The sequence below is a fragment of the Planctopirus sp. SH287 genome (assembly GCF_056500625.1).
The window spans coordinates 3424363-3439523 of the sequence record NZ_CM151403.1 but is presented as its reverse complement, the minus strand read 5'-3'; the positions used below and the strand labels follow the sequence as shown (position 1 = coordinate 3439523).

The 15161-nt window shown below is 54.0% G+C and carries 9 protein-coding genes; 5 read left to right on the top strand and 4 right to left on the bottom strand.

The features are described from left to right. Positions 1-126: 126 nt before the first annotated feature. Positions 127-3666 carry a PVC-type heme-binding CxxCH protein gene (locus SH287x_RS12700; protein ID WP_479514687.1) on the bottom strand — a complete coding sequence of 1180 codons (3540 nt, stop codon included), beginning with the start codon at positions 3664-3666 and terminating at the stop codon, positions 127-129. A gap of 271 nt (positions 3667-3937) precedes the next feature. Then, a complete protein-coding gene (gene proC / locus SH287x_RS12695; protein WP_479514686.1) occupies positions 3938-4774 on the bottom strand; it encodes a pyrroline-5-carboxylate reductase in 837 nt (278 codons plus the stop codon). A 350-nt stretch (positions 4775-5124) separates the two neighbouring features. On the opposite strand from proC, the gene SH287x_RS12690 reads away from it, so the two are divergent. Continuing rightward, positions 5125-6183, top strand: a complete 1059-nt coding sequence (locus tag SH287x_RS12690) for a prenyltransferase/squalene oxidase repeat-containing protein (RefSeq protein WP_479514685.1) — start codon at positions 5125-5127, stop codon at positions 6181-6183. A gap of 76 nt (positions 6184-6259) precedes the next feature. Further along, a complete protein-coding gene (locus SH287x_RS12685; RefSeq protein ID WP_479514684.1) occupies positions 6260-6433 on the top strand; it encodes a hypothetical protein in 174 nt (57 codons plus the stop codon). A gap of 35 nt (positions 6434-6468) precedes the next feature. Here the strand turns inward: SH287x_RS12685 and SH287x_RS12680 are convergent, their stop codons facing one another. After that, positions 6469-6945, bottom strand: coding sequence for a RidA family protein (locus tag SH287x_RS12680; RefSeq protein ID WP_479514683.1), 477 nt, complete (start codon positions 6943-6945; stop codon positions 6469-6471). A gap of 294 nt (positions 6946-7239) precedes the next feature. Then, positions 7240-8736 (bottom strand): protein kinase domain-containing protein, encoded by a 1497-nt coding sequence (locus SH287x_RS12675; RefSeq protein WP_479514682.1) that lies wholly within the window; start codon positions 8734-8736, stop codon positions 7240-7242. Between the two features lie 296 nt (positions 8737-9032). Between SH287x_RS12675 and SH287x_RS12670 the strand changes: the two genes are divergently transcribed. From SH287x_RS12670 to ftsH, 3 genes are all read left to right on the top strand, one after another. Beyond that, on the top strand, positions 9033-10742 hold the full coding sequence (locus SH287x_RS12670; RefSeq protein WP_479514681.1) for an SLC13 family permease: 1710 nt from the start codon (positions 9033-9035) through the stop codon (positions 10740-10742). 231 nt (positions 10743-10973) lie between these two features. Next, positions 10974-12767 (top strand): zinc ribbon domain-containing protein, encoded by a 1794-nt coding sequence (locus tag SH287x_RS12665; protein ID WP_479514680.1) that lies wholly within the window; start codon positions 10974-10976, stop codon positions 12765-12767. A 265-nt stretch (positions 12768-13032) separates the two neighbouring features. Next, positions 13033-15114, top strand: coding sequence for an ATP-dependent zinc metalloprotease FtsH (gene ftsH / locus SH287x_RS12660; protein WP_479514679.1), 2082 nt, complete (start codon positions 13033-13035; stop codon positions 15112-15114). Positions 15115-15161 lie beyond the last annotated feature (47 nt).

The window sequence follows — 15161 nt, the reverse complement described above, 5'->3', positions numbered from 1 at the left end:
AGACGTTTGAAAAAATTGTCAGACTTCATCGTTGACCTTCACCTTTTGAAATTGTGTCACCTGTCAGCTGAAAGATCTCTCAGGGATTTTACATCGCTGAGCAATAATGCCTACGGGGAACAATCGTTAACTTCCCACTTTTTTCAATGTCTGGAGGAAGTCGACCAAGTCCACGAGTTCCTGTGAAGTCAACAGTTTCTGAAGATCGGCGGGCATGAGTGAAATTTTCTGCTTGGTCAACTCTTCAATATCGCTGCGTTTGACTGTTTTCACCAAGCCATCCGCTCCCTTCAGTGAAACGTCCTGATCCGTCTGGTTGACAAGCAGACCGATCACTGAAGTTCCGTCTGCGAGTTCTGCCACGAAGCTTTCATAGTTGTGGCTGATCCCGGCATTGGGATAGAGGATGGCCTCAAACATCCCTTCACGGCTGAGCTTTGAACCAATTTCCGTCAAGGCCGGCCCGACATCCTTTCCTTCAGAGCCGACTTGATGGCACTTGGAACAGGTTCCCACGCCGAAATAGACCTCACGGCCTTTCGTGGAATTCCCCTTGCTCTTAACGAGTTGGGCCATGGGCGGAAGCGGGCTGTCATTGCGGGAAGGGAGAGGCGGAAAGACCGCATCCACCAGAGATTTCAGCTTGGGATGATTCGCCGTCTGAACGGCAAACCCCGCCACAGCAAAGGCATCCGCACTCAGCTTTTTATCACGGGCCAGGTTGAGGAGTTGCTCAGCTCCCTGCGGCGACTTGGCTAACCCTCGAATGGCCTCCATCCGGACGTCTTGAGACTGCTTATCCTCCAGAGCAAGCCTGCCGAGCAATTTGACAGCCTCACCACCACCAGCATTTCCAATCGCCCGTAAAATGGCGACTCCACGTGTCTCACCGGGAACCTGAGGGATGAGCACTGACTCAATGAGCGGGATCTGATTTTTTGCCAGCAACACACGAGCCGCATCGACTCCCAACTGGGTGTCGGCCTGTTGGGTCGCCAACGCAATGAGTTCTGGATATTCGTTCTGCATGCTAAAACGATCAACCAGAATCACATAGGCTGGCGTTCCACGAGTCGTTTCAACCACCTTCGCCAAAGCCGCTTTTCGGGAAGGGTTTTGTTCAGGATTAAACGTTTTGAGCCGCCCCAACGCTTCTGCCAAGATCAGCTTGTCCCGGCCATCAGGCGCGGGCTGAGTCGCAAAGGCCAGTTGAGCAATCGCCTCATCTTTAGTTGGCGAAGTCAGGAAGTCAAAAGCCCGGAAATATCTGGGGAGTTCATCAGCAGGCGTCTTGGGATCGCTGATGATCCGGGCCAGAAGTTCGGGGGTTTGCGTGGCCCGAGATCGCCAGACGATATCGCGGCCTGTGGGTGTCCCCGCAGCCTCAGGATTGGCCTTCAGATAAGCCGCGAGGCAAGCGTCCCAGTCACCTTCAGCACCAACACCTAGAGCTTCGAGATACCAGCGATCATTTCCCTGATACTGAAGTGCCAGATTGGCCCAGAGCAATGGCTTCTGCGGGATGACATGCATCCCTTTGCCAAGTGTTTCGCTGGCAGAAGCGCGTGCGGTAGCCAAGGCGACCAGGCACTCGCGCCGGACGGCAGGACTCGGGTCATTGCCGAGAGTACCGAGGGCCGATGTCAAAGCGGTTGTGTTGTGTGAACCCGCAACCGGCTGATAGGTCTGACGGAACAGGCGAAGGGCGGCAATACGAATATTGGGATCACGGTCAATGAGTGCTTTGTTCAGAACATCGGTGTTCTTTTTGAGCAGTCCCAAAGCCCGTGCCCTCAGACGTGGCTCCTGCGAGGTTTCAAACAGGGAAATGAGTGCTGGCCGGGCTTTCTCACCCATCTTTTCGAGAACCAGATAAGCCTGCGAGCGAGCGGACAAGTTGGGACTGGCAAGCTGTGCCATCGCCCCTTCAATCGTACTGAAATCAGGTTTGGGAAATTTGTAAGGACTGTTGGGAGGAGCCACACGGAAGAGGCGGCCTTTTTCCACATCGCCCGCACGGTGACCACCGACGCCGGGATCGTACCAGTCGGCAATGATCAACGATCCATCCGGAGCCACGCAAACATCACTGGGACGGAACCACTGGTCACGTTTGCCTTCCAGAACCGTCTCCATTTCAGCCGTGTACCCAGCGCCGTCTGGTTTAGCGACATAAGCCCTGACAATGTTCGGGCCGGCATCGCAATGAATGATTTGATTGCGGAAGATTTCTGGCAACAGCTGGCCTTCATACACCAGAATTCCCGTGGGTGAGCCGGCTCCCGTCTGAATGAGATTGGGCATGACGCCGGGATCGTTCAGATGCCAATGCCGCAAGGGAATTTCCGCTTCCATGTTGGTGCGGGGTTGTTGCCACCCGGCACCTGTGAATTCATCCCGGTAACCATAGTTACCAAACTCCATCACATAATTAATCCGCACACCCCGGTTGCCGTCATCGTCGTTATCGGACTGCCACATCGATCCAAACGAATCGACACAGACTTCCCAGTTGTTACGGAAATTCCAACCCAGTGTCTCTACGTTGGAGCCATCGAGATTGCAGCGAAAAACCATCCCTTCCTGATAAGGTTTGCGATGGTCGTGAACCTCGCGGCCGGAAAGGTCGATCACAACTTTGCCGTCCTTGTCCTTCAGCCGCCGCCCCGAATTTCCAAAGTTGAAATAGAGTTTGCCATCAGGGCCTAAAACGACCGCATGCACGCCGTGATCGTGCTGCTTCCCTTCAATTCCCGTGAAAAGCAACTCTTTGCTGTTGGGATCAGCCTTGAGGTCGCCATCGCGGTCAGAGAGCGAGAAGATGCTGTCACCGGCCGAGATAATCACACGATCTCCCAGCACGCAAATGCCATGGGCCGAGTCGATGTCGCGTCCCTGATAGAAAACGGTGGACTTGTCGGCCACACCGTCGCCATTGGTATCTTCCAGAATCAGAATACGATCCCCTTCGGGACGTTCGCCGTTGTGTCCGCGATAGTTGACAACCTCGCAGACCCAGACGCGACCAAAAGGATCGATATCGATATTTGTCGGGTTGAGCATCATCGGCTCGCCCGCGAAGAGCTTCGCTTCCAACCCCTCGCCAGCATCAAGTTGGCTGACGGCATTATCCAATTCCCGACTGCCAGCACCCGCTCCCGTCGGTTGAGTGACTTTCAGGGGAGGAGCCTGGGTGTAGACAGCGAATTTCATGGTGCTGCCACAGCCTTGCCTGGCCCCGCCATCGTCGATGGCTCCTTTGGCTTGAAAGCGGAGGGCACCTTCGGGCAGTTGATACGAGACGACCGAATTGGCATGTGTTCCTACGCCAAATGCGACCGGCTGTCCCGCGACCGACATGGCCTGTCCACTACTATTCCGATTAACCCGCACCTCTCCAAAACCCGCCTCGGCTTTCGTCCATTTGAGGTCAGTGAGTTTCATCGTCCCTGTGGCTGTTGTGAGCGTAGGTTCAACCCAGTTGGCCCAGTCACAGCCGAATCCATCTCCACCATCGCTCACGACCAGATAAAGTTCCTTGGCGCCTTTCAAAGGAACGTCAATGGAAACACTTTGGCCCGGCGTGGCCACTGAAACCAGCGGGCTTTCATAGACGGGCTTCGCGTCCGCCGCCAGCAGGGTTCCAGCAATGAGAAAGGCAGGCATGGCAGTGAGACCTGCCATCGCAAGGGAGATCAATTCAGACCGCGTAGTGAGCGAAGAACAGAACATGCGGTAGGCCTTTTGCGGGAGACAAAGAGTCCGATTCGGTAGGAGAGGTGAGAGATTAACGCAGATCGCATCAAAAGTCGCGAGTGTTTTGATGCAACAGAAATTTCCCTGAAAACTTCACCTGATGATCGGTGCTTTGATGACCAGTCACGAAAATTTTCAGTCGAGTCATCCACTGGCGTTATCCAGTTTTCAGCAAGAAGCATTAAGAAGGCTTGCCCAGTTCTTTGGCACGCGCTGTTGCTGCAACAACCGCGTTCATCAGAGCCGCACGAACTCCCCCGGCTTCCATCGCATGCAAGCCAGCAATCGTCGTTCCCCCCGGACTGGTGACGGCGTCCTTAAGAGCACCGGGATGATCACCGGTCTTCAGCACCATTTGAGCAGCCCCCAGTACCGTCTGTGCAGCCAGACGAGTGGCAGTGGCACGAGGCAACCCCACACGGACGCCGCCATCACTCAACGCTTCAATGATCTGGTAGACATAAGCAGGCCCGCTGCCAGAAAGTCCTGTGACGGCATCCATTAACGTTTCTGGAACCTCTTCCGCCACTCCCACAGTCTCCAGCAGTTCACGAACAATGGCGGCATCGCCAGGGCCATGGGGGGAAGTGGGGCGTGTTCCCGCAGAAAGAGTAAATGCCGATGCCCCCGATCCCACGAGCGCAGGCGTGTTGGGCATCACTCGCACAATCCGACCCGTGCCACCCAACCCGGCTTCCAACGTGCCCAGCGTAATCCCGGCGGCAATCGAGATCACAAGCTTCTCACGAGCCGCAGGAAGACTCGACAGCTCTTTGAGCACCACTGGCATGGCTTGCGGCTTGACGGACAGGAAAATCACATCAGCAGCGTTCACCAGATCAGAAATACTGGCGACCAGTCGACCACCCGTGGATTGGACAAACCGTTCTGCAGAAGCAGCGTAAACGTCGTAGGCGACAATCTCTTCCGGCTTCACCAATCCACTGGAAACAAAACCATGGCTGAGCGCGGTCGCCATTTGCCCCGAGCCAATAAAGCCGATAATTTTTGAAGACATGCTGCGATACCTTGCTCGATCATACAGAGAGACGTTCTGCCTCGCGGCATAAACGTGGTGAAGAAAAACTCATTTCTCGCCGCGGGCAGGATAAAACCTGCTGAAAGTGCACCCCTTGGCCGTATCATGGCCTGTGACGCGCGACATTGTTTCAGCCTATCACAGCCGTGGTGGAATTGTCGCTGATTCCCCATTGAGCTTCCCGGGTTCATGAGCTTCCCGAGTTCAAATGGCCGGGAAACTCGAATTGCGGTGTGGGCAAGTGCAAGTTACCGTCAATATTGGGGATTTTTTGTAGAGAAAAACGATCGGCTCACGGGAATGCCCAGATGAGTGGTCGGAGGTGCCTGATGAAGTTGTCTTTTAAAGAGGGTCGTCTCATTCACTGGGAATCGATTCTGTTGATCGCGGTTGGCATGGTGTTCGTTGCCGGGAACGAGGCCCGCGCGGATAAAAAAGATCCACAGGTGCGGCTGACTGCCCTGAAAGGATTGGATTTTCTGGCTTCCGAACAGCACCGCCAGGGTTATTGGGAAGCCAACGGCGGGCAGTATCGTGTCGCGATGACCGCTCTCTCCGGGAACGCCATGCTGTGCGAGGGAAGCACGACGACGCGCGGGAAATATGCCAAAAACATCAGTCTGGCAGTGGACTATCTGCTGGATATGTCTCAGCCCAACGGCCTGATCGGCTACAAGAACGATTATCATTATACCTATGGCCATGGCTTCTCGATGCTCTTTCTTTCGCAGGTTTTTGGCGAAGAAGAAGATGCCCGTCGCCGGGATCGGCTCAAGGAAGTGCTGATCAAGGCGGTTCAGTTTTGTGGAGAAGCCCAGACCACTGCCGGAGGGTGGGGCTATGTTTCCGCGAAAGATGGGAACGACTTCGATGAAGGTTCCACCTGTGTGACTCAGGTTCAGGGACTGCGGGCTTGCCGCAACTCGGGGATTCCTGTTCCGAAAGAAGTCGTTGACCGAGCGGTTGAATACATCAATAAATGCACGACAGCCGATGGCGGGGTGCAGTACAGCATCAAAGGGGGCGGTGCCCGTCCGCCGATTACCGCAGCGGCGATTGCCTGCCTGTTTAATTCCGGTGAAGCCAACGACGATGCACTCGCACAAAAGCTGCTTAAGTATTGCGAGAAGAACATTGTCGGGTCAGGCAATCAGTCACAGTTCTTTGGTCATTGGCATTATACGCACTATTATTATGCTCAGGTGCAATACCGACTGGGCGATGAAAAGTGGGCCAAGTATTTCACCGAGATTTCTCGAGAAATCATGCGGAAGCAGTCTGCAAACGGAGCCTGGAAAGAGGGGCATGTCGGCCCGGTCTATACCACGGCAATGAACTGCACCATTCTCTTGATTGAAAATGGCTATCTGCCGATCTATCAACGGTAAACGAACACCGAAGACCGTTATCCTGTTCCTCTGATCCTGTTCCACTGATCCTGCAGCGTTTCAGAAAGATCGACTGATGGATGATCGTGCGCAATTTGCTGTAGGCTGGGGAACTCTCTCGTTGATTAATGCGGGCCTGGCGCGGGCCTATGATCGCAGCGGCATCATCTGGTGGCTCCTGTCGTTACTTCTTGGCCCCGTCGCCACGTTCCTGCTGGTGATTCTGGGCAAGGCACGCCCTTCGATCTAACGAGCAGTTTTCATGCGTCAGTCACAACGGCAGCCTCATATTTTGAGCTGGAAGATCGCTTCCACTTCCACGGGAATATTACTGGGAAGTGATCCCATGCCGACGGCACTGCGCGCTCCTTTGCCCGCCACTTCACCAAACACCTCAACCATCAGGTTGCTGAACCCGTTGATCACCTGAGGATGATTGGTGAATTCCGGAACGCAGTTGACCATCCCCAGCGTCTTGATCAACCGTTCAATCCGATTGAGCGAACCCAGTTGCTGCTTAAGTGTGGCGAGCATGGTCAGCCCCACAGCACGGGCGGCGATATAAGCTTCCGTCTCAACAATATCAGCCCCCACGCGACCGACAATCAGTTCACCGCTGGTCAAGCGCGGCCCTTGCCCTGAAACATAGACAAGCTGATCAACAATCACGATCGGCTCATACACACCACCCGGTTGTGGAGGGGGAGGAAGCTCCAGACCCAACTCCTGGATGCGACGGTCGATTCCGGTCAGTTGAGTCATCCCTGAACCTTTGTGTAAGGAAATTGCAGTCAAAAACGCTGGTCGATGAATGGCAGGAAGTGATTTTTGAAGTATTCATTCCTCCAGAGAAAACTGCAATTCCTGATCTGCCGGGAAAAGTGCGTTGACTCAGGGAAAATACCACATCGCCGGCACAGAGCGATCAAATCGCTCAAACGTTTCCCCGGCAATCCCCAAAGATCAAAAGTGGGCTAAACGCTGAAACTTGTCCACCTGAAACAAGGTGCCAGATGTGAACGGCCCGGCGAAGAACTTGATCAACGATGACGGCTATTACAATGATTTTGAAACCGTTTCAGAAGCCTGTCGGGTCGTCCCCCTGTTGTGCGAAGAAGCCGCTTGAATCTGTGGGACTCCGGGAGATTGCGTTTTAAGAACTGCCTCAAAGATAGCCAGCTCGACCGGGCGATTGGAATCGTTTGACCGCGATGCGTCACTGAGACCATTTCGCGTGTTGTCCAAGCCCTCCGACGAATCGTCCAGCAGGACACTCTGTTGTCGTTCGACCCACTCTTTTAACCGCCGATGAGCCTGTTGCCAGCGGGCACGGAGAAGTTCAGGAAAATCAAAATCGACAGGCTTGCGGACTGACCAGGGTGTTAAACGTTCAGCCACCAGTTGCGCGGTTGCCGGGCGATCGTTGGGGTTCTTGGCCAGCATTTCCATTAAGGTCTCTTGCAGTTGCCGGGGAAGATGAGGCAACTGTTCCGCCAAAGTTGGCAACGTATCCTGTCGATGAGCTTTGACTTTTTCAGAAACTGTCGCCCGGTTGAAAAGAGGCTGGCCAGTCAGCAGATAATAGAAAACGCAACCCAAACTATAGATATCGGCTCGCCCGTCAATGTGGACACTGTCGCGTGTTTGCTCTGGGGAAATGTAGTCGGCAGTCCCCAGAATCTGACTCTTCCCGTCAACACGCTCGTGAGAAAGGTCTTCCCCCTGCAAGAGAGCCAGACCGAAGTCGATGATCTTGAGATTGCCGTCATAAGCAACCAGAAGATTCCCCGGCTTCAAATCACGATGCACAATCCCCGCAGAGTGCAGATAATGAGCACCTAAAGCGGCCTGCCGCACAAAATGGCAAGCCAGTTGCCACGGCATTGGCCCATGCAGGCTGACAAGTTCTGCCAGACTGGCTCCTTCAAATAACTCCAGCACAATGAACCAGTGTTGTTTCCAGGAAACAATCCGTTCCGTGCGAATGATCTGCGGATGAACCAGCCCAATTCCGACCTTTGCTTCCCGCTGAAAATGATCGAACATCCGTTGAGAGTACCGGCTGGGGAGCAGCTTGAGAGCACGCTTTTGTCCTGTGGCCGTATGGCGAGCGCCAAACAGCCAGCTCATTCCTCCCGATCCCAGTAATTCAACCAGACGATAGTGTTCGAGTTGCCAGACTGTGGGAGAACAGTCCAAAAGATTTGACTCGACTTTAAGCTCAAACGATCCCACTTGAATCTGGTCTCCATCCTGGAGCCACATTTCCCGGACGGAGTGACCATTCAGGCGTGTTCCGGCAGCACTTCCCAGGTCTCGTAAAACCAAACCCCGTTGATCCCGGGAGATGAGACAATGCTGCGGAGCCACATCTGTGGCACGCAGGCGCAAGTCGCAACCGTGGGCCGAGCCGACCAGCAGTGAACCGCGCAGCAGGTCACGTTGTAAACGGACTCCACTGGCATCTGTGAAGGTAACTCGACCGTAAGGTTCACCTTCGATGGAAGGTTCCCGACGAATTGAAGAAGGGGGTGCTTCAGGGTGACGTGACATGAGACAGCGAGAGATCTAAACCATCAGGTAGAAAATGACCAAAGTGATTGCTGACATCCCTGTCGACCACCATCAGGAATAACACGTTCTTTGTGAAGCCGCCAGACGATGAAAATTCATGAACTTAACAGTTGGTGCCAGCCAGCCTCATGGCCAGCCTGTGCGATGTTGATACAAAAAAGCGGAGCAGGTCTTTCAGACCACTTCAAAAACGAGGAAAAACGTGCTTGCCTTGACCCTGCCGAATTGCGACTCTGTCGCCTCACATTCGATGGACATCCAGCAGGCGGGGCGGCATGGCGGAAGGCGATGACATTGACGGAGGTTGGGCCGGTCGGTTGGGACTCTGGCTCGGGCCACTTCTTGCTTTGATCATATTAATCGTTCCCGGCCCGGAAGGATTGCCTCATGCGGCCCAGCGTTTGGCTGCTGTTGTGGCGCTGATGGCCGTATGGTGGGGGACTCAATCAGTGCCCATGGCGGTGACAAGTTTGCTGCCCATGGTGCTGTTTCCATTGCTCGCTATCGATTCGTCGAAGAATGTCTGCGCGACCTATCTCAATGACAGCTCGATGCTCTACTTCGGCGGCTTTATTATTGCACTGGCAATCGAGCGGTGGGGGCTTCACCGGCGGGTAGCTCTGCATGTTGTCAAAGCCACTGGAACCAGTTCTCACGGGATTGTCTGGGGATTCATGCTGGCCACATTTCTGATTTCCATGTGGATCAGCAACACCGCAACGACGCTGATGATGCTCCCCATTGCGATGGCGTTGATCAATTCGCTGGAAAATCTGGTTGCTCCCGGTGAGGTTCCAACTTGCGAAGGGAATTCCGCGAATTCGTTTGAACAGTTGGCGTGTCGGACATATCTGGGGATTGCCTATGCCGCCAGTATCGGAGGTGTCGCCACGCTGGTCGGCACACCGACCAATATTGCGTTTGTGAGTATCTGGCAGAAGCAGTTCCCCGACGCCCCGCCGATTTCAGCCGGGCAGTGGATGGCGACATGGTTGCCGTTTGGCCTGGTTTATCTTGTGCTGGCATGGTTCATTCTGACGAGAAAGCTGGCTGTCCCCTCGACTCTTTCGCAACTCAAGCGGGCGTTTTTCCGGGAGAAGCTTCAGGAGTTGGGGCCAATGCGGCCTTCCGAGTGGCGCGTGCTGATCATCTTTTCGTTGACGGCCTTCCTCTGGTTTACTCGAACAGATCTGCCTCTTTCCCAAGAACTGGTCATTCCCGGCTGGGGCCGTCTGGCGGAAAAAGCCTTGGGCTGGATGTCGGCGGGTTCGCATAAAGATTGGATCAATGATTCGACGGTCGGGCTGTTTTTTACCATCGTGCTGTTCATTACGCCCTCAGGCGAAAAAACGGGACATGGGGCGGGCCAGCGATTAATGGACTGGCCGACAGCCAACCGTCTGCCCTGGGGCATTCTCCTGCTGTTTGGCGGTGGGTTTGCCATTGCTGAAGGGTTTCGAGTGACGGGCTTATCCATCTGGAGTGGTGATCTGTTTGCCCGCATCTTTATTGGTCAGCCGCTCGTGATCACGGTTCTGGGAATTTGCGCGTTAATGATCTTCCTGACAGAATTCACCAGTAACGTCGCGACGGTCAACGCCGTTCTGCCCGTCTTTGCCGGAGCTTCAGTCGCGCTGGGGATTGATCCTCGTGTGGTGATGATCCCTGCCACGATTGCCACAAGCTGCGGCTTCATGCTGCCTGCGGGAACCCCTCCCAATGCCATTGCCTTTGGTACAGGCCGAATTCCCATTGGCCAGATGATCCGGTATGGGTTCTGGCTGAATGTCTCGGGAATTTTCCTTTGCACTGCGGCAACATGGTTGCTGCTGATTCCTCAGTTTGGAATCAAGATTGGCGAGCTTCCTGAATGGGCGCAATCGATCGAGACCAAAGAGACATCAAAGGAAATGGTGATTCCCCGAACTTTAGAGAAAGCCACCCCTCCTTTGTTGCCAGCTTCTCCTCAATCACCACCCCTTTAATCATCACGGCCATGGCCAACTTTTCGGCTCCGGGGTGCCGTTCCCTATGGATCAGAAGAGAACGGGGATCGAGTGATCTGTGAGAGAATGGTGAAAAGAGTTCATCAACTTGTTATTTTCGTCCGCATGACGCACTGACCGTGAGATGCTCCTCATTCACCTCTGCCTACTGCCTGGGTGACGGCTCAGATGCAAGATGTCGTCTCTGATGATCGCCAAGGTGTCTCGCTTATGCCTGTCAAAGTCCGCTGCAAGGCTTGTGGAACGACAATCACCGCACCAGATGCCGCTCGTGGAAAAGCGATTCGGTGCCCTGATTGCGAGACAAAAATCCCTGTTCCCGCAGGTAACGCGGTGGCAGGGAAGAGTGCTAAAAAAGTGAAAGCTCCCGAGAGCGAAGACGGGTTGGCTAATCTGGATTTGAGCGACCTGGAAGATTCCGGGGCGAGCATTTGCCGCAAATGCGGTACTGAAGTTGATGCCGATGCCATTGAGTGCCCTCAATGTGGCATTAATCTGGTGACGGGCGGCATCGGGGAAACCGCACGCAAAAAGCAGATGAAAGGGCCGGATCCTGACAAATTCTATCCGGGTCTGTGGGCCGAAAGCTGGCAGTTTGCACTGAAATACAAGCTGTTTGCCTTCCGTTCGATGATGTACCTGCTGATTTCTTCGCTGATCGTGTTTGGCAGCACTTTCATGATGCTGTGGGTGTCATCACCGCCACCAAAGTATTTCTGGGCTTTGATTGCTGTGGTTTCAGTAATGTCGATCCCCGGATGGTTCTGGTTTCTGGATACTGAAATCATCAAGGTGACGATGGAGCGGAAGGACAAACTTCCGCGTATTAACTTCGACTTCTTTCTGTGCAGCTCGCTGGGCCTTCAAGCCATGGCCTGGCAGCTTGTTTTTGCACTCCCTTTATTGACGATCCCTTATCTTCTGGGATGGTTTCTGATTGTCCCCAATGAAGGGATCCCTCTGTACGGCAAGATACTCTACTTTCTTGTCTGGCAACTCCCGATCATTTCGCTGCTACCCGCCGTCATGTCGCATATGTCGATGCCCGTCCCTTACCCCGGATGGATGTTCTGGAAGTTATTGCCTGTTTATTTCCAGACGTTGAGAGCGTCATGGACATGGACAGGGATGTTTTTATCAACAAATCTGCTCCCCCTGATCTGCGTCGTCGTGATTGTGGTTTTCTCTGCTGAACCTCTCGTTGAGCTGACAAAAACCATGGATAACAACGGTCAGGTGACTTACGCCAAGTGGCAAATGGCTAACAATCCTCCAAAGGCTGAAAAGGGGAAGGCTCTTGCTGCAAAAAGCCCGTTTGAAGAGAAGTCGAAAGAGGAACTAAAGCAGCCGAATTACTTCTCGTTGATCCTGCCGGGAATCCTTTGGGTTGTGGCCTGTTTGAGCGCGAGTTGGACTGCCGTTTTCAACATGCGGACCAACGGCCAGTTTGCGTATTACCACAAGAACCGGCTGGGACTGATCGGCCGAGTGAAAGAATACAAATACGTTGCCAAGGAAAAAGTTGACGAAGACGACGTGGTGGAAAAGCCGAAAGGTGTCGTGGATGCGGCTGCCGTCGTACTGGTCTGCGGGATTCTGGGCGGCGTGGCCGGGTTGGTGACCGGAACGTTCAGCAGTGATGGGTCGACATTGCCGTCCATCCTTCTCTTTAGTGCCTTTGGTTTTGGATTGGCCAGCTTTATCGGGTGGATGGCCCTGCTGAAACCAGCCTTTGAAATGGGCGTGGGGATGGGCCTATTGACCATTTTCCTTCCCTTAATTGGCGGAATCCTGGTCTTTGTCAAAAATAAAGACGAAGCCAAGTTCGGATTATTAGCCATGTTGAGTGGCGCGTTTCTGGAAACCGTCATGCTGGTGATCTGGCTGGCAACTGCCGTTCAGCAGGTGATCGAGGCCTTGCCTGACGCGCAGCCAGACCCGGCAGCGGGAGTCGCACCGCCGGCCCTTTGGTTAGGGCCGTTGCTCGGATTTCTGGGGTTTTAAGCAGTATTCCTGATTTTTGATGAGCGAAGGCGTTTGAAATCCATGACCCCAAAGTTCGATATGAACGCCTCAACAGACACCAATCTGGGGGGGAGCAGTTTGACCTTATCAACGAATCGCCCTAGATTTGAAGAGTGATCCCTGTGTAGCGACTCAATCATGGACAGAGGTGAAATTGGTCGGGTTTCCCCCTTGCTTCGGCCCTGTCTGATGAAATTTGCGATTATGATTATCCAGTCGCCTGCCGACTGCCTGGAAAGTTGACATGACGGACGCCGAGACATCGAATTCCAAGGAATCGCCATCATTGAATAAGCCAGAGGGGGCAAAGCCGGAGCTTAAAAAGCCCGTGCCTCCCAAACGAAAATCAGAAAAGAACACGTCTGGAAATCTCGTTTGGTATCTGGTGATCGCGATTGTGGTGTCGATCGGATTGTTCGCACTGGGCGGAACCGGCAAACGGACAACGATGGAATTCAGCGACTTCAAACAACGTCTCAAGCAAGGGGCGTTGAATGGCAGCAATGTCTTTGAAGTAGAAATTGGGCCGGCTTCCATCCGCTTTCAGGATCGCGCTGGCCCTCAGGGGAAAGAAGCCACGTCAGGCAAGAAGATTGCGACCCAGTATTTCATTGTCCCTGTCGTGGGAATGCGTGACGGTGCCCAGACCAGTGTGCTGGAACTGCTCGACAAGAACGGTATTCAGTATGGGTTTGGCTCGGAGCCGCCTGAATGGCAGTTGATGCTTTATTACCTGGGTGTTCCGCTCATTCTGCTGGCGATTTTTCTTTATCTCTTCCGCAAGATGGCCGGGCCGGGAGCTGCGATGTCTTTTGGCCGCAGTCGTGGAAAGCTCTATGCTCAGGAAGAGCTGGGGATCACATTCCAGGATGTGGCGGGGATTGATGAGGCCGTTGAAGAGCTGAGAGAAGTTGTCGAATTTCTGAGAACTCCCGAGAAGTATCAGGCATTAGGAGGCCGGATTCCACGAGGCGTCCTGTTGGTTGGGCCTCCGGGAACGGGAAAAACATTACTGGCCAAGGCTGTCGCCGGTGAGGCGGGTGTGCCATTTTTCGGCCTTTCAGGTTCCGACTTTGTTGAAATGTTCGTGGGCGTGGGGGCGGCTCGTGTCCGGGATATGTTCCAGCAAGCCGGTGAGCGATCACCTGCGATTATTTTTATCGATGAACTGGACGCGCTCGGGAAAGTTCGTGGCAGCGGGATGCCAGGTGGACATGACGAACGAGAGCAGACATTAAACGCGCTACTGGTGGAGATGGATGGCTTTTCCTCCGATCAAAGCGTGATTGTCATGGCCGCTACCAATCGGCCGGAAACACTCGATCCTGCGCTCATGCGACCAGGTCGTTTTGACCGCCATGTGCTGGTTGACCGACCTGATGTGAAGGGCCGTGAAGCCATTCTGAAAGTGCATTCCAGCAAAGTTAAGATGGAAGACAACGTCAATCTAAAATATCTGGCTCGCCTCACACCCGGATTTGTCGGAGCCGATCTGGCCAATCTGGTCAACGAAGCAGCTCTTTTGGCAGCTCGTGCCAATAAGTCGCTGGTCACGCATGTCGAGTTTGAAGAAGCGATTGAGCGAATTGTTGCCGGCCTGGAAAAATCCACACGCATCATGCCCGAAGAAGAAAAACAACGGGTGGCGTGGCATGAAATTGGGCATGCCCTGGTGGCCTGTTCGTTGCCGCATGTTGACCCGGTACACAAAGTTTCGATCATCCCCCGTGGGCTTGGCGCGTTGGGCTACACCCTGCAACGCCCCGAAGAAGATCGCCAGTTGATCACGCGAACGGAACTTCAGAATCGCATCTGCGTACTGCTGGGAGGAATCGCGGCGGAGGACATCGTTTACAATGAGAATTCAACGGGAGGCTCGAATGATCTTCAGCGGGCGACTGATCTCGCCCGCCGGATGGTCACTGAGTTTGGCATGAGTCCGAAACTGGGACGGGTGCATTACAGCGACACATCGCGGTCAGCTTTTCTGTCGAACTCAGCTACAGCCTCGGAGAGTTCTCACAGCGAAGAAACGATCCGCGAAATTGATTTAGAAGTCCGGCGGATCATTGATGCTGCTTACGAGACAGCACATGAAATTCTGGTCTCTCGCCGGGCTGCCATGGATCACCTGACACGTGATCTTCTGGAGCACGAAATCATGGGGGCCGAGAAGCTGCAGCTGATTCTGTCTCAGCATCAGACTGGCCCTCAGATTAAGCCAGGGACATCTGCTCAAGTCCCTTCACCAGGGGGAGCATTGAACTTGAAGCTGCCACCAAACGAGGGAGCGAGTGAAGCTGGGAACCCTGTGAGTGCAGGGTAAACTGCCCTGTTCAACATTCTCTGCAGTCAGAAGCTCATTCAGCCCTG

What these genes read in the sequence shown, in the direction of transcription:
- SH287x_RS12700 (WP_479514687.1), bottom strand. Translation starts at nt 3,666, where the DNA reads ATGCCTGCCTTTCTCATTGCTGGAACCCTGCTGGCGGCGGACGCGAAG.
- proC (WP_479514686.1), bottom strand. Translation starts at nt 4,774, where the DNA reads ATGTCTTCAAAAATTATCGGCTTTATTGGCTCGGGGCAAATGGCGACC.
- SH287x_RS12690 (WP_479514685.1), top strand. Translation starts at nt 5,125, where the DNA reads ATGAAGTTGTCTTTTAAAGAGGGTCGTCTCATTCACTGGGAATCGATT.
- SH287x_RS12685 (WP_479514684.1), top strand. Translation starts at nt 6,260, where the DNA reads ATGGATGATCGTGCGCAATTTGCTGTAGGCTGGGGAACTCTCTCGTTG.
- SH287x_RS12680 (WP_479514683.1), bottom strand. Translation starts at nt 6,945, where the DNA reads ATGACTCAACTGACCGGAATCGACCGTCGCATCCAGGAGTTGGGTCTG.
- SH287x_RS12675 (WP_479514682.1), bottom strand. Translation starts at nt 8,736, where the DNA reads ATGTCACGTCACCCTGAAGCACCCCCTTCTTCAATTCGTCGGGAACCT.
- SH287x_RS12670 (WP_479514681.1), top strand. Translation starts at nt 9,033, where the DNA reads ATGGCGGAAGGCGATGACATTGACGGAGGTTGGGCCGGTCGGTTGGGA.
- SH287x_RS12665 (WP_479514680.1), top strand. Translation starts at nt 10,974, where the DNA reads ATGCCTGTCAAAGTCCGCTGCAAGGCTTGTGGAACGACAATCACCGCA.
- ftsH (WP_479514679.1), top strand. Translation starts at nt 13,033, where the DNA reads ATGACGGACGCCGAGACATCGAATTCCAAGGAATCGCCATCATTGAAT.